We start from the raw sequence: 15701 nt of genomic DNA, 5'->3' as shown, positions 1-15701 counted from the left end.
TTTTTATTTTGAGAATTATTTAATATTAACCGACAATATTACCCATTTCGAAAATAGGTAAATACATGCCGATAATTAAACCGCCAACAACAGTACCAATTACTACCATCATAACGGGTTCAATTAGGCTCGATAGACCATCGACAGCGTCATCAACCTGCATTTCATAAATGTTTGATACTTTATTAAGCATTTCATCTAAGCCGCCAGATTCTTCACCAATCATTACCATTTGAATTAACATGTCTGGAAACAAGCCTGTTGTGAGCATAGCGACATTCATTTGCATGCCTGCCATCACTTCCTGGCGAACTTTTAGTAATGCTTTACGGTATACATAATTACCTGATGCCCCAGCAGCAGACTCTAAACCGTCGATTAATGGCACACCTGCTGCGAATGTTGTTGCTAAAGTACGCGCAAAGCGAGCCATTGAAGCTTTGTGAAGAATATCGCCAATAGCAGGGATTTTTAGAACGGCAACATCCACGCGGTCTCGGAATGCTTGCGAATTTCTATGTGTCCGCTTAAACAGCCAAATACCAGCAATGATAGCAATGGCAAAGTAATACCATGAGGACTGTAGCCAGCGGGATAAGTTTATAATCATTTGTGTAAAGGCTGGTAATTCTGCACCAAACCCTTTAAATATATCTTCAAACTGAGGCACTACAAATAATAGTAGTAGTGCAGTTACGGCAAAAGCAACTACGACCACTGCAGCAGGATAAAACATGGCTTTTTTTATTTTAGATTTTAATTGCTCAGCTTTTTCACGATAGGTTGCTACGCGATCAAATACCGCATCTAGTGAGCCTGAATGTTCACCGGCCGCGACTAAGTCGACATATAAATCATCAAAATATCGTCTGTGCGGTCTTAATGCATCTGAAAGCGGAATACCTGATTGGACGTCGGATAAAATAGTGCCCAGTAATTCACGCATTTTTGCCTTTTCATGACCTCTACCCAATAATTCAATAGTAGTCACAAGCGGGACGCCTGCTGACAACATTGTGGCAATTTGACGAGTCATCATCGCAATGTCCATCGCGGTGATTTTTTTCTCAGACTTCCACAAAGGGGCTGACTTTTTTCGCACGCCCTTAGGCGTGACACCTTGTGCTTTTAACACACTGCGAATTTCAGCAATCGTGGAGCCTTTTAGTTCGCCTGAAGTACGTTGACCATCACGATTCACGCCCTTCCATTGGTAAGTAAAAACCTTAGGTTGGTGCTTGGTGGTTTTCTTCGGCTTAGTCTTTCTTTTTGTTGCTGTGGCCATTTAGCCAATCCTTTTATTGTTTCGTTGCATCCACGCTAAAACATTACTTTTAATAAAGAATAACTAATTAAAGAGTTGATTTACAATAATTGATTTTACTATAGCTGAATTAAAAACTGGTGACACGGTTAATTTCGGCAATACTGGTTACACCGTGAATGACTTTAAGTAGCCCAGATTGACGTAAATCGCGCATGCCTTGCTGCTTTGCTAAGGTAGCAATTTGGAGTGAGTTACCACCTTCCATAATAATACGGGCGATTTCATCGCTCATTTTCATCACTTCATAAATACCGACACGGCCCTTATAACCACCGGAGCATAGCTCGCAACCGACAGGTTTGAATACGCTGAAGCCTTTGGCTATATTGGCTTCACTAAATCCTAGTCGTTGCATTTCAGCAACTGGAATCGTCTCTTCGTGTTTACATGCTGGGCATAAGCGTCTGGCAAGTCGTTGGGCAATAATTAAATTGACTGAGCTGGCAATGTTATAACCAGGTACACCCATATTGATTAAACGGGTTAAGGTTTCCGCGGCAGAATTAGTATGTAGGGTTGATAACACTAAATGGCCTGTTTGCGCCGCTTTTATAGCTATTTCCGCGGTTTCTAAATCGCGAATTTCACCCACCATCACCACATCCGGATCTTGACGTAAGAATGAGCGCAGCGCAGATGCGAAAGTTAAGCCTGCTTTTAAATTAATATGGACCTGATTAACCCCTTCGAGGTTAATTTCGACCGGATCTTCGGCGGTGGAAATATTACGCTCTTCGGTATTAAGAATATTGAGGCCGGTATACAAGGAGACTGTTTTACCCGAACCAGTAGGGCCGGTAACTAAAATCATTCCTTGGGGTTTAGCGAGCATCTCTTCATATAACAAACGTTGATCATCTTCATAGCCGAGCTTTTCAATACCAAGCTGCGCAGAAGATGAATCCAATATACGCATTACGATCTTCTCGCCCCAGATGGTGGGCAAGGTACTGACACGAAAATCGATAGATTTGGTTCGCGACAGTTTCATTTTTATACGGCCATCTTGCGGCACTCGACGCTCAGCAATATCGAGTTTTGACATGACTTTTAAACGGGCGGAAATCCTGTTGGATAGATTGACCGGCGGCTCGGATACTTCATGCAAGATACCGTCGATACGAAAACGAATACGGTAGCGTTTTTCGTAAGGTTCAAAATGTAAATCTGAGGCACCTTTACGTATGGCATCGGTAAGAATTTTATTAATATAAATAACAATTGGTGCATCATCACTGCTATCTACTGAAGGTTCATCGTCTCGGCTTGTATCAGTTACTTCAATATTAGCAAGGGCTTCTTCATCAATACCTTCTAATCCAAGACCACTAATGTCTTCTTCAAGAATTTTTTCAAGTGCTTTATTGAGCTTATCGTCCTCTACAAGAATAGCTTCGGCATGTAAACCTAAACTAAACTGGAAGTCTTCAAGAGCTGCAATATTGGTAGGGTCGGATGTAGCGATGTAGAGACGGTTACCGCGTTTAAATAATGGCAGGCACTTATGTTTTTCGATAAGTTTTTTATTTAAAAGCTCTTCTGATATTTGAGTAATATCAAATTCATTTAAATCGAGTAATGGAGTGCCATATTCTTCATAGCATAATTCAGCTATTTCTCGAGCTGATAGTGCCTTCATAGAGATTAGGCTACTAACTAAAGTCTTCTTACTTTTTCGTGATTCAGATATGGCATCAGTAATCACTTGATCGCTAAGTAGATTCTTTTTAACGAACAAGCTTGAGAGCCCTAAGTTAAGACTTGTTGACGCCATGGAGACTCCAAAATTAATATGATAGTAAATATTAACCGCTTTTCATTACAATGTCATTCAACGAGTACAATCAGATAACTTTTTATGAAATCTTAAATAAATAAAGGTTTGTTAAATGTTTATTTGCTAAAAACAACAATGTGCGATACAGATACAGATACAGAAATTAATATTCATACAATGGTGCTTGGTGTGAAATGCAGTTAAAAACTTACACAACCTTCCAACTTCTTTTTTTGGCTACAGCCCTTATTTTGGGTACTGTTTTATCTAATTTTTTTACGACTCTATTAAACATTAGTACTTTATATGATGCTAAGCGTTTCTTAGTTATAGCTTTTGTTTGGTTTACTGTTATTTTAGCTTGTTTTGCTCAATCTCTAAAGTTCTATTTACCCTCGAAGTTGTCAGTAATATTGTTAATTGGCTTTTTTGTTTTAGCAATAGCTTCTGCTCTACAAAGTAAGCACCCCTATTGGGGGATGATAGAGCTCACAAATATTTCTCTTTTATTTGTTATTATTACACTATTTAGAAGCAGCCTTCATTGGTTACCGAAAGAAAAATTGGCAAGCATTCTATTCTTAACGGTCGCTTTATTTTCTGTATTCCACTTTGTCGTTTATGTTCTTAATCTTAGTTTCTATTATTTTGATTTGAAAAGTTTTCATGCCAATAGTCTGATTGTTGGTTATGACAATATTCGATTCCTAAACCAGTTACAGGTTATGCTTTTGCCAATTTTATTTCTGCCAGTTTTTTATTCAAAACTTGAGATGTACAAATTATATTCATTGATCCTAGTGGCCCTTCACTGGCTAATATTGTTTCAAACGGAAGCCCGAGGGGCAATAATATCACTAGTTATAGCATTTAGTTTGATACTTTTTTACTTACCAACAATAAGGAGAAAGTTGGGGGCGGGATTCTTTCTAAGGTCCTTATTGCTAGGCGCTTTATTATGGTTAGTCTTTGTAATTATTCTCCCGTACCTATTATTTGATAATGATAGCTCACCGATTAGATTGACAAGTTCGGGAAGAATTGATATGTGGATTTATGCTATGCAGAAAATAACGGAACAACCTTGGTTTGGTTTTGGTCCAATGAGCTTTGCATGGGCGGAAGGAAGACCGCTAGCCAATGCTCATCCGCATAACTCTATCGTACAATTAGTTTATGAGTATGGCGCGATTGTTAGCTTACTGGTTGTAGGATTTCTAATGAAGTTTTTTTATAAAGCTTTTGATATAGTTAAACGAGAGAATCACGGGCTAACAATTTGCCTTGTTTTCTCCATCACAGCAATCGCCATTTATTCATTTTTTAGTGGTGTAATCGTAATGCCATTTTCTCAGTTAGTACTAGCTTTTGTACTTGCTGCTTTCTGGGCGTTAATATCTGAGCGGCGACTTGATCATTGGGAGCTAAATACTTCACTTAAGTTCGTATTGGTATTATTCGTTACTTTTGCGTCAATCATTTTGTTGGGGAGTTTTGAGCATGAAGCGCTGCAGGAAACAGGTCACCCTCGATTTTGGCTTAATGGTGCTGTTGGGTTTTAGATGAAAGATAACTTTATATTGCAGATAACAAATTTCATTAACTAAAAACTTTATCTTGAGTGAAAAGATGCTACATCAATGCAACGTAATTTATCTATGAATTTTATGGTTAATTATCATTGCTATATCCCTTTATGTAATAAAACAGTACGCCAATTAATAATAAAAAATCACCATGTATACCGAGATGTGAAAAAGTACTTGATTAGCAGGTTCATTGCTTCGCATTAATCGACCTAAATCTATGCATACTTCAAACTATAACGTTCGCACATTAACCTACATATGCTAAGGCAGCAGTAAGCTGTTGATGAGAATTTGTAGCGAAATGATTACATCAGTGAATATTATGACTAAAATTCAATAAAAATATTTATTTATATAGTAGCTAAAAAAATGCCGTTCACTTTAAAGCGAACGGCATAACTATATTGCTTAGAGAATATTGGGTAAACTGTTTCTAATATAAATTAGCTACAGCTACCTGGTTTGAATTTAGCTTCTAAACTCCCACCCGTAACACATGACCACACACCTTCAGCAGTCCTCTTTAAGGTTAAGCTTTTTCCGGTTGCTTTTGCATTTGAATTCTTGATTGTACATTTAACGCCACCACCATCTGCCTCTAAAGCTAGTGTGCAGTAACGAGCATCACCTTCAGTCTGGCCAATATAGCCAGCATCGGTAGCAGTTAGAGAAGGTGTTTTTCCTTCATTCATAATTACTTCATATTGAGATTTAACTGAACTAACCTCTGAATATGCAGAACCAACCTGTGATTTAACAGTGTAATCTTGATAAGCAGGCAATGCGATTGCTGCAAGAATACCGATGATCGCGACTACGATCATTAATTCAATAAGAGTGAAACCCTTAGCGTTTTTGATTTGGTTAATACCTTTCATTTTTCTCTCCGTAAAATAGGCTGTGGCAGTTTCAATCCTAGATAATTAGTACACTTGTTTATAGTTGAGTGTGCTAAATGGCAATCCATATGCCTAAGGCCTTACAGACACAAATATGTGACATTAATTGTCACGATGTCGTTTATGTCGTCGCTTGTGCATATTACTCATACCATAGTGTGCAATGATTTAAGTTTTATGTGTCCATGATGACAAGGTTTGTTAATTCTTTTTTCTAAAATGTGCTTTTAGAGGGCTAAACCTATGAAACATATTCAGTATAACAAGTTTTACAGTTTAGCCATCGCTATGTTTGTTATCCATTGGACAGTAAATTTCATCACTTATAGATAGCAACAAGCTACTTACTTTATTGTGTCAGTATTGCATTTCGGCTGAGCTGCAATGCTATTGTAAACGCTCGTTTTATTAATCGGTAATATTAATATCACTAACAAGCCGTTGAATCAATGTTACGTGATTGATAAAAAATAGACGCTTTTTGCAACTTTAGTATTGCAGTACATGGCCGAAAGGCCAACTCGCCTACATTAGACGTTAGTATAAACCGCCAAAAAAAGGAATAGTTTTATGATACAAATTAAAAATAAATGTCTAAAAATGCTCTGCTTTCACATTTTCCGCACATTATACCCTATATGTTTTTTGACGTGCTAGGCATAGAGGAGAAATTATTTGACAAAAATGCAACAATGTCGGTTTGTTGGCGCTTTTTCTGATAGCAGATGTGGCAGGTTTATACCCAAATTATTTCAACATCTCTGCTTTAACGTTGTCGCAGGGTAAAAACTAAAAGGCCTAGGTTCTAGAACGCTGCGCTGTTAGATGCTATAAAATCTTAGCAACGAGCGGTGACATACGGTGACGAAAGATAGCAAGCGGGGGCAAGCGCTGACATACGGTGACCAAAGATAGCAAGTGATGGGATACGGTGACGAGAGATAGCAAGCGGGGGCAAGCTGTGACATGCGAGCTAAAAGCCTCAAGTCTAGGTTCTAGTAGCGCTGCGACTCTAGCAGTCCGTTCTAGAACCTAGAAAATGTAAGTTTTAAGCCTTCAATCTCAATGATAAATCTAATGCTTTGACATGCTTAGTCAGGGCGCCTACTGAAATATAATCAACGCCAGTTTGTGCGAAGGTGGCTAGGGTGTCTAACGTGACATTGCCTGAAACCTCTAATTTAGCGCCTTTGCCTTGGTCTTTATAACGATTATTAAGGCTGACTGCGTCGACCATCATGGTGACGTCAAAGTTGTCGAGCATAATGATATCTGCTCCGCCAGCAAGTGCTTGGGTGAGCTCATCAAGAGACTCTACTTCCACTTCTACTGGCTTGTTACCATCTAAAGCGCGCGCTGCTGTAATGGCTTGTGAGATGCCGCCGCACGCCATTATATGGTTTTCTTTGATTAAGAAGGCATCGAATAAACCAATGCGATGGTTTTTGCCGCCACCGCAGGTGACTGCATATTTTTGGGCGGTGCGAAGACCAGGAATAGTTTTACGGGTATCGAGCAATTGAGTATGGGTACCTGCAAGTTTATTAACGTACAATTTTGTTAAGCTGGCTACCCCTGATAAGGTTTGAATGAAGTTCATTGCTGTACGTTCGCCAGTTAAAATCGCGCGTGCAGGGCCAGATAGTTCGCATAACAATTGATTGGCTACAATTAAGTCACCGTCATCAACATGCCAATGCAGCACGACTTCACTACCCAGTTGATTAAATACTTGCTCTGCCCACGCTTTACCGCAAAAAACCCCATCTTCGCGGGTGATTAACGCGCCGGAAACGTGTTTGTCTGCAGGGATAAGCTGAGCGGTAATATCAGCATTGAGCATATCGTGAATGGTATTATGGGCTGTGTGACCTAAGTCTTCATCAAGCGCTGTTTGCACTGCATGACGGATGTCGTTTTCTAACATAAGCAAAATCCTTGCTAAAGAGTGTAATAAGGCTAAACAGTATCTGCATTCAACGGAGTGTTTGTTACAGAATGCATTTGTTAAAGATTACCATAACTTGGCTAGATACTGACACTACCCAGTCGGCAATTTTCAGCATGGGTATGGCCGTTTAATACTGTTAAATTCAGATTGAGAATGGTTAAATAACCTTAGCTTGAGATAATAAACGGTTATCGAACTGTCCTTTGAGCCGCTAACTGTGTTGCATTGACTTACAATAGACCAGCTACTGGCACTGCTAATGATAAGTGGCAGCACCTTGTTAGCTAAGCAAATGACAAGTTTGATATCCAATAGGCCAATTATGCTAGTTTTGGCTTACAATCCTATTGTTAACTCTGGTTGAGGTTATGTCGTTATGTTTAAAGGATGAATATGGCAAAAGGCTTATTAAAACAAGGTTGGTTAGCCAGCGCTAGAAAGTGTATTTCGCCCCATTTTAATTCACGGCCAACAGATGAGGTGAGTTTGTTGGTGATCCACAATATTAGTTTACCGGCGGGGTGTTTTGGCTTACCGCACATTGATGCACTTTTTCAAGGCTGCTTAGATATTAAGGCTGACGACAGTTTTACTGAGTTGGCAGGTTTGCAAGTTTCGGCACACTTTTTAATTCGCCGCGATGGTGAAGTGGTGCAGTATGTGAGTTGTGATGACAGAGCATGGCACGCTGGTATCTCTGAGTTTAACGGGCGTAAGGGCTGTAACGACTTTGCAATTGGTATTGAACTAGAAGGCACCGATAGTAGTGGTTATACCGATGAGCAATATCATCAATTAATGCTGTTAACATTTGAGTTAATGGCGCAGTATCCTATGATTAACGTAAATAATATTGTTGGCCATTGTGATATCGCACCAGGGCGTAAAACAGATCCAGGTTTTAGTTTTGATTGGTCTCGATATAAGCAAGCCATTGCCGTTGCTTAGGCTAGTCTTGTGGACATAACTGTTGTTGGTCGCATTTGTTGGTCGCATTTATTGATCGCATTTATTGATCTCATTTGCTGAGAGCATTTGTAGCCATCGCCCACGTAAAAACGGTTCTTTAATGGCGACAGCAACAACTGAATTGAAGTTAAAAGGATATTCATGGCGTTATTTTCATTATTAGTGGCAATTCTAGTTGAGCGTATGAAGCTTCTGCCGAGCGGTTGGCAGTTCGATAGTGTGATGACGCGTTACCAAAAGCAGTTTTGGGATAGCCAGTCGCTAAAATCACCATTCGGTGTGGTGATTGCCATCGTGTTGCCTGCCTTATTAGTGTTGTTGATCAGTTTTCTGCTTGATGGTATTTTTTTTGATTTATTGAGCTTGTTGTTTTGGGTGCTGATATCGATTATTTGCTTTAGTCACCAAACATTACGAATTGTGTTTAAACAGTATATTCAAGCGGCATGCCGCGGAGATGTACAAGCCTGTTACTGTTACGCTAGCGAGTTGGACTCTACAGAGCATTTGGATGTAGTGGACGAACAGGATTTAGGCCGCAAAGTGGGCCAAATGGTGGCGTGGATTAATTACCGCTATTACGGTGCTGTGGCGTTGTATTTGATATTTTTAGGCCCAGTAGGTGCAGTTTTATATTGTACAGTGCGTTTTTATAGTGAGTACAACAGCAAGAATAAACTTGAAATGCCATTGGTCGACCGTTTACAAATGATATTTGATTGGCTGCCAAGCAGAGTGTTTAGTTTTGGTTATGTGTTAAGTGGCCAGTTTAGTTCAGGGTTAAGCGTTTGGCGACAATATGGTTTAAGTGTCAATACCGATGCTAAAACGATAGTGACCCATACTGCTGTTGCGGCAGAGTCTTTACCTGAAGTTGGAGATGCGCCGTTGAGTGTGCAATCTACCCTGGCATTACTGGCATTAAGTAAGCGTAACTTTGTATTACTGCTAACCATGGTTTCGGTATTAACCATTTTTGGATTTGTTAGTTAGACTCTAGGGTGCTAAGCGGATAGGGCGCTACGCTTCTAGGGCGGACAACGTCCTGCTAGGACAGCTTCGCTGCTGAGATTCTAGGACAGCTTCGCTGCTGAGATTCTAGGGCAGCTTTGCTGCTAGGATTCTAGGACAGCTTTGCTGCTAAGATTCTAGGACAGCTTTGCTGCTAAGATTCTAGGACAGCTTTGCTGCTAGGATTCTAGGACAGCTTTGCTGCTAAGATTCTAGGACAGCTTCGCTGCTGAGATTCTAGGACCGCTTCGCTGCTAAGATTCTATTACAGCTTCGCTGCTAAGATTCTAGGACAGCTTCGCTGCTGAGATTTTATAGCCTCTAGAAGCGTAGCGCTCTAGTTTCTAGGACTTCCGGATAAATGGTCTGACCCCTTAAGCATAAATATCGGTTATGCTCTGGGCTTGAGCGTTTTAAACAAAGCGGTGTTCTTTTGTCGGTTTGCTGATAACTAGACACGGCTTGTATGATTTGATAAAGTGCGCTCTCTCATATTAATTGGTAAGACCAATTGACAATTGCTTGTTTAGGGAGCAGAGCGCTACATGGCTTATATTAAGATTAACCAGCCAAAAATTTCTGATGTGATCATGGAGCAATTAGAGCGGATGATCCTAGAAGGCAGTTTGCAGCCTGGTCAGAAACTACCTCCTGAACGCGAACTCGCGGTGCAATTTGAAGTGTCTCGTCCTTCTTTACGTGAAGCGATTCAAAAATTAGAAGCTAAAGGGTTGCTCATGCGTCGTCAAGGCGGTGGCACCTATGTTAAAGAACAACTGTGGCAAAGCCTTGCCGATCCTATCGTTGAATTAATGCATAACGACTCTGAAAGTCAGTATGACTTACTCGAATTCCGTCACGCCACAGAAGGCATGATGGCGTATTATGCTGCGCTGCGTGGCACCGATTCGGATATGCAGAATATTCAAAAACGAATTATTGAAGTAGAAGCTGCGACGAATATTGAGGCTAAAGCTGCTGCCATTGTACGTTTTTATCGTGCGGTTGCAGAAGCATCACACAATGTTGCTATGTTGCATTTAGTATTAAGTTTAACCCCTGTGCTGCACAAAAATGTCGCACAAAATCTGGAGCTTTTAAGCATACGCGAAGAAGCTTCCACCATGGCAAATGATCACAGACGCGCGTTACTGGCTGCGATTATACGCCGGGACCCAGACGCTGCACGTGAAGCTTCGAATGAGCACTTAAGCTACATCGAAGAAGTCATGTTGTCAGTAAGGGAAGAAGACAGTCGGTTGCAACGTAGTTTGCGCCGTTTAAAGAGCGGCGTGTAGCACTTGTCACTTTGAATAAGAATACACTTTTGCTGTGTCAACAAGCAGCAAAAAGCCGAAATATAATCCGTATATAGAGAAGGACTGCGAGATGTCTGAAGATATGCTTCAAGATTTAGACCCATCAGAAACCCAAGAATGGGTTGATGCTCTACAAGCTGTGTTAGAGCAAGAAGGGCCTGAACGTGCACACTTTTTACTCGAAAAATTAATCGACAAAGCTCGCCGTAACGGTACTCACTTACCGTATAACGCGACAACTGCGTATTTAAACACTATTCCAGCAGGCCAAGAACCAAACATGCCTGGCAACCAAGAAATGGAACGCCGTATTCGGGCGATTATTCGTTGGAATGCTTTGGCTATGGTGTTACGTGGTTCTAAGAAAGATTTAGAGCTGGGTGGCCATATTTCAAGTTTCGCGTCTAGTGCGACAATTTACGATGTGTGTTTTAACCATTTCTTCCGTGCGCCTAATGAGCATGACGGTGGTGATTTGGTGTATTTCCAAGGTCATATTGCACCTGGTATTTATGCGCGTTCGTTCCTTGAAGGCCGTATTACTGAAGAACAAATGGCTAACTTCCGTCAAGAAGTTGATGGCAAAGGACTTTCTTCGTACCCACACCCTAAGTTAATGCCTACTTATTGGCAGTTCCCGACGGTATCGATGGGTCTAGGTCCTATTCAAGCGATTTACCAAGCGCGTTATTTAAAGTATTTAACTGACCGTGGTTTAAAAGATTGTTCTAAGCAGACGGTTTACTGTTTCTTAGGCGACGGTGAGTGTGACGAGCCAGAAGCATTAGGTGCTATTGGTTTAGCTGCCCGTGAAGAATTAGATAACTTAGTCTTTATTGTTAACTGTAACTTACAGCGTCTTGATGGTCCTGTACGTGGTAACGGTAAAATCATCCAAGAACTTGAAGGCGAATTCCGCGGCGCAGGCTGGGAAGTGGTTAAAGTGATTTGGGGACGCTATTGGGATCCGTTATTGGCTCGTGATACTAGCGGTAAATTATTGCAGTTAATGGAAGAAACCGTAGACGGTGAATACCAAAACTGTAAAGCCAAAGGCGGCGCGTATACGCGTGAGCATTTCTTTGGTAAGTACCCTGAAACTGCCGAAATGGTTGCTAACATGTCAGATGATGACATTTGGCGTTTAAACCGTGGTGGTCATGATCCTGTTAAAGTTTACGCTGCACTTGAACATGCACAGAAAACTAAAGGTCGCCCAACCGTTATCTTAGCTAAAACCGTTAAAGGTTACGGTTTAGGTGATGCAGGCGAAGGTAAAAACATCGCTCACAACGTGAAGAAGATGGGTGCTGAATCTATTCGCTACTTCCGCGATCGTTTCAATATCCCGATCCCTGATGACCAGCTAGAAGATCTGCCTTTCTATCATCCAGGTCCAGACTCTGAAGAAGTGAAATACTTGAAGAGTCGCCGTGAAGCATTATTAGGTTATTTACCGCAACGTCGTGAAAAGTTCACTGAAGAGTTAGAAATTCCTTCATTGAAAATTTTTGATTCGATTTTGAAAGGCTCTAATGGCCGTGAAATTTCGTCAACCATGGCGTTTGTACGGGTATTAACCGCGTTATTGAAAGACAAGGGTATTGGTAAGCGTATTGTGCCGATTATTCCTGATGAAGCGCGTACTTTTGGTATGGAAGGTTTATTCCGTCAAGTGGGTATTTATGCTCACGAAGGCCAAAAATATATCCCACAAGATTCTGATCAAGTGGCGTACTACCGTGAAGATAAAACCGGTCAGGTTTTACAAGAAGGTATTAACGAATTAGGTGCAATGTCATCTTGGGTATCAGCTGCAACTAGCTACTCAGTCAATAACATGCCAACGATTCCGTTTTATATCTACTACTCTATGTTTGGTTTCCAACGTATTGGCGACATGGCATGGGCTGCTGGCGACATGCGCGCTCGTGGTTTCTTAGTCGGTGGTACTTCAGGTCGTACAACATTGAACGGCGAAGGTTTACAGCATCAAGATGGTCACAGCCACGTATTGGCTAACACTATTCCAAACTGTATTTCTTACGATCCAACTTACGGTTATGAAATTGCAGTTGTAGTACAAGATGGTATTCGTCGTATGTATGGCGAAAATCAAGAAGATATCTTCTTCTACCTAACCACAATGAACGAAAACTATGTTCAGCCAGAAATGCCAGCCGGTGCCGAAGAAGGTATTGTCAAAGGTATTTACAAGCTTGAAACAGTTGCCGGTAGTGGTAAAGGTAAAGTGCAGTTAATGGGTTGCGGTACGATACTTGAAGAAGTGCGTAAAGCTGCACAAGCATTAGCAAAAGACTTTGGCGTAAGCGCTGACGTATTCAGTGTAACTAGCTTTAACGAGTTAACTCGTGACGGCCAGGCTGCTGAGCGTTGGAACATGTTGCACCCAACAGCAAAACCTAAGCAAGCATATATTAGCCAAGTATTATCTGCAGACGCGCCAGCGATTGTGGCTACTGACTACATGAAGATATACGGCGAGCAATTACGTGCTTTCGTACCGACAGACTATAAAGTACTTGGTACTGATGGTTTTGGTCGTAGCGATAGCCGCGCAAACTTACGTCATCACTTTGAAGTAGACGCTAAGTTTATTGTTATTGCGGCACTGAAGTCTCTTGTTGATCGTAATGAAATGCCTGTTGATGTGTTGACTAAAGCCATCGCTGAATATGGTATTGATGCTGACAAGATTAACCCACAGTTCGCGTAAGGGGATACAAAGTGGCTGAATTAAAAGAAGTTTTGGTTCCTAACATCGATACTGATGCAGTACAGGTTATTGAAATTTGTGCTGCGGTTGGTGATTATCTTGAAAAAGAAGCATCAATCATTACAGTTGAAAGTGATAAAGCGACCATGGACATTCCAGCACCTTTTGCTGGTACGTTAGCAGAATTAAAAATCGCTGTCGGTGATACCGTTTCTGAAGGTACCTTGATTGCGATGATGAGTGCAGCTAACGCTGCACCGGCTAAAGCCGAAGCAGCTGCGCCAGCACCTAAAGCTGAAGCGCCAGTGGCACAAGCAGCAGCTCCTGCACCAGTGACGCCAGTTGCCGCACCAAGTGTTGGTAGCTCAGAAGTGATTGAAGTAAAAGTACCTGATATCGGCGGAGACACTGACGTGTCGGTCATCGAAGTATTAGTTGCTGTTGGTGATAGCATTGACGTTGATACGGGCTTAATTACCTTAGAAACCGATAAAGCAACCATGGACGTACCGTCACCTAAAGCGGGCGTGGTTAAATCAGTAACAGTGGCCGTTGGCGACAAAGTGTCTGAAGGTTCATTGGTTATCACGCTAGAAGTTGCCGGTTCTGCGCCTGTTGCAGCTGCACCTACTGCATCTGCGCCACAAGCCGCTGCACCGGTTGCTCAAGCGGCTCAGGCTCCTGCAGCACAAGCCGCAACGACAACTCAAGTACAAGAAATTCATGTGCCTGATATTGGCGACGCCAATGATGTTGATATTATCGAAGTGTTGGTTGCTGTTGGTGATGAAATCACTGCAGATCAAGGGTTAATTACCCTTGAAACAGACAAAGCTACGATGGAAGTGCCAGCACCGTTTGCCGGTAAATTAGTGTCGTTAACGGTTAAAGTGGGCGATAAAGTGTCTCAAGGTAGCTTAATTGCGACCATTGAAACCACTAGCTCTGCACCAGTAGCGCAAGCTGCTCCTGCTCAAGCAGAGCCCGCTCCAGCGGCAGCCGCGCCAACTATGGCGGCTAATCGTCCATCCACTCCACCAGTGCCGTTTCACCCAAGTGCTGCAGTGACTGCGTCAACCGGCGTTGTTCATGCTTCGCCTGCGGTACGTCGCTTAGCGCGTGAGTTTGGTGTTGATTTAACCAAGGTTTCTGGTACTGGCCGTAAAGCGCGTATTTTGAAAGAAGACGTGCAAGCGTTTGTGAAATACGAATTATCACGCCCTAAAGCAACTGCTGCTACAGCGGTTTCTGGTGGTGCTGGTGGCTTAAACGTGATTGCAGCGCCTAAAGTTGATTTCAGTAAGTTTGGTGAAGTGGAAGAAATACCACTAAGCCGTATCCAGAAAATCTCTGGTCCTAATTTGCATCGCAACTGGGTAACTATTCCACATGTCACCCAGTTTGACGAAGCTGATATCACTGAGATGGAAGCATTCCGTAAGCAGCAGAACGACCTTGCCGCGAAGAAGAAAGCGGATTACAAGATCACTCCACTAGTGTTCATGATGAAAGCTGTCGCCAAAGCATTAGCTGAGTTCCCTGTGTTTAACTCTAGTTTGAGCCCTGATGGTGAGTCGCTTATTCAGAAGAAGTACTTCCACATTGGTGTTGCTGTTGATACGCCAAATGGCCTAATGGTTCCGGTGGTACGTGACGTTGATAAGAAAGGCATTGTTGAATTGTCGCGTGAGTTAACCGACATTTCTATCCGTGCTCGTGACGGCAAACTTAAGTCTGCTGACATGCAAGGTAGCTGTTTTACCATTTCAAGTTTAGGTGGTATTGGCGGTACGGCGTTTACGCCGATTGTTAACTACCCAGACGTGGCTATTTTAGGTGTTTCAAAATCTGAAATTAAGCCAAAGTGGAATGGTAAAGAGTTTGAACCTAAATTAATGTTGCCGTTATCGTTGTCATATGACCATCGCGTTATTGATGGCGCAATGGCTGCACGCTTTAGTGTGACCTTGTCTGCGATACTATCAGACATTCGTACATTGATTTTATAACCACAAAGGTCGCTCATATGAGCGACCTTTTTATTGTGATCGGTTTCAAACAAATTGATTTGAGTATAAAATGCGCCCATCCCAATTTTTTAGTCCACAATTGAAAGAAATTG

General features: G+C 41.7%; 10 protein-coding genes. 6 read left to right on the top strand and 4 right to left on the bottom strand.

What is annotated here, in order from left to right; all coding sequences use genetic code 11:
• Positions 1–25 precede the first annotated feature (25 nt).
• Both GUY17_RS19580 and pilB read right to left on the bottom strand, forming a co-directional pair.
• Positions 26–1285: a type II secretion system F family protein gene (locus tag GUY17_RS19580; protein ID WP_162024081.1), complete on the bottom strand. Its 1260-nt coding sequence runs from the start codon at positions 1283–1285 to the stop codon at positions 26–28.
• 109 nt (positions 1286–1394) lie between these two features.
• Complete coding sequence (pilB, locus tag GUY17_RS19575; RefSeq protein WP_162024080.1) at positions 1395–3101, bottom strand: type IV-A pilus assembly ATPase PilB; 1707 nt, start codon at positions 3099–3101, stop codon at positions 1395–1397.
• Between the two features lie 197 nt (positions 3102–3298).
• On the opposite strand from pilB, the gene GUY17_RS19570 reads away from it, so the two are divergent.
• Positions 3299–4666, top strand: a complete 1368-nt coding sequence (locus GUY17_RS19570) for an O-antigen ligase (protein WP_162024079.1) — start codon at positions 3299–3301, stop codon at positions 4664–4666.
• Positions 4667–5136: 470 nt separating this feature from the next.
• Here the strand turns inward: GUY17_RS19570 and GUY17_RS21310 are convergent, their stop codons facing one another.
• Positions 5137–5571 (bottom strand): pilin, encoded by a 435-nt coding sequence (locus tag GUY17_RS21310; RefSeq protein WP_302476619.1) that lies wholly within the window; start codon positions 5569–5571, stop codon positions 5137–5139.
• Between the two features lie 1069 nt (positions 5572–6640).
• Positions 6641–7519: a carboxylating nicotinate-nucleotide diphosphorylase gene (gene nadC / locus GUY17_RS19560; protein ID WP_162024078.1), complete on the bottom strand. Its 879-nt coding sequence runs from the start codon at positions 7517–7519 to the stop codon at positions 6641–6643.
• A gap of 417 nt (positions 7520–7936) precedes the next feature.
• Here nadC and ampD point away from each other — a divergent pair, with 417 nt between their 5' ends.
• The 5 genes from ampD to aceF all read left to right on the top strand — a co-directional run bounded on the left by ampD (position 7937) and on the right by aceF (position 15588).
• Positions 7937–8491 carry a 1,6-anhydro-N-acetylmuramyl-L-alanine amidase AmpD gene (ampD, locus tag GUY17_RS19555; protein ID WP_162024077.1) on the top strand — a complete coding sequence of 185 codons (555 nt, stop codon included), beginning with the start codon at positions 7937–7939 and terminating at the stop codon, positions 8489–8491.
• Positions 8492–8653: 162 nt separating this feature from the next.
• On the top strand, positions 8654–9505 hold the full coding sequence (gene ampE, locus GUY17_RS19550; protein WP_162024076.1) for a beta-lactamase regulator AmpE: 852 nt from the start codon (positions 8654–8656) through the stop codon (positions 9503–9505).
• 563 nt (positions 9506–10068) lie between these two features.
• Positions 10069–10821: a pyruvate dehydrogenase complex transcriptional repressor PdhR gene (pdhR, locus tag GUY17_RS19545; protein WP_101087720.1), complete on the top strand. Its 753-nt coding sequence runs from the start codon at positions 10069–10071 to the stop codon at positions 10819–10821.
• Between the two features lie 91 nt (positions 10822–10912).
• Positions 10913–13579, top strand: a complete 2667-nt coding sequence (aceE, locus tag GUY17_RS19540) for a pyruvate dehydrogenase (acetyl-transferring), homodimeric type (protein WP_101087719.1) — start codon at positions 10913–10915, stop codon at positions 13577–13579.
• An 11-nt stretch (positions 13580–13590) separates the two neighbouring features.
• Entirely contained in the window at positions 13591–15588 is a 1998-nt protein-coding gene (gene aceF / locus GUY17_RS19535; protein ID WP_162024075.1) for a pyruvate dehydrogenase complex dihydrolipoyllysine-residue acetyltransferase, read from the top strand.
• The last annotated feature ends 113 nt before the right edge of the window (positions 15589–15701 follow it).

The sequence above is a fragment of the Shewanella sp. Arc9-LZ genome (assembly GCF_010092445.1).
Taxonomy (GTDB): domain Bacteria; phylum Pseudomonadota; class Gammaproteobacteria; order Enterobacterales; family Shewanellaceae; genus Shewanella.
Note: the sequence above shows the minus strand (reverse complement) of the source record. Positions and strands in the feature narration are given on the sequence as shown.

Excerpts from the sequence above, each read along its gene's own strand:
- pdhR (WP_101087720.1), top strand. The coding sequence starts at position 10,069 with ATGGCTTATATTAAGATTAACCAGCCAAAAATTTCTGATGTGATCATG.
- aceE (WP_101087719.1), top strand. The coding sequence starts at position 10,913 with ATGTCTGAAGATATGCTTCAAGATTTAGACCCATCAGAAACCCAAGAA.
- ampE (WP_162024076.1), top strand. The coding sequence starts at position 8,654 with ATGGCGTTATTTTCATTATTAGTGGCAATTCTAGTTGAGCGTATGAAG.
- GUY17_RS19570 (WP_162024079.1), top strand. The coding sequence starts at position 3,299 with ATGCAGTTAAAAACTTACACAACCTTCCAACTTCTTTTTTTGGCTACA.
- GUY17_RS21310 (WP_302476619.1), bottom strand. The coding sequence starts at position 5,571 with ATGAAAGGTATTAACCAAATCAAAAACGCTAAGGGTTTCACTCTTATT.
- GUY17_RS19580 (WP_162024081.1), bottom strand. The coding sequence starts at position 1,285 with ATGGCCACAGCAACAAAAAGAAAGACTAAGCCGAAGAAAACCACCAAG.
- ampD (WP_162024077.1), top strand. The coding sequence starts at position 7,937 with ATGGCAAAAGGCTTATTAAAACAAGGTTGGTTAGCCAGCGCTAGAAAG.
- nadC (WP_162024078.1), bottom strand. The coding sequence starts at position 7,519 with ATGTTAGAAAACGACATCCGTCATGCAGTGCAAACAGCGCTTGATGAA.
- pilB (WP_162024080.1), bottom strand. The coding sequence starts at position 3,101 with ATGGCGTCAACAAGTCTTAACTTAGGGCTCTCAAGCTTGTTCGTTAAA.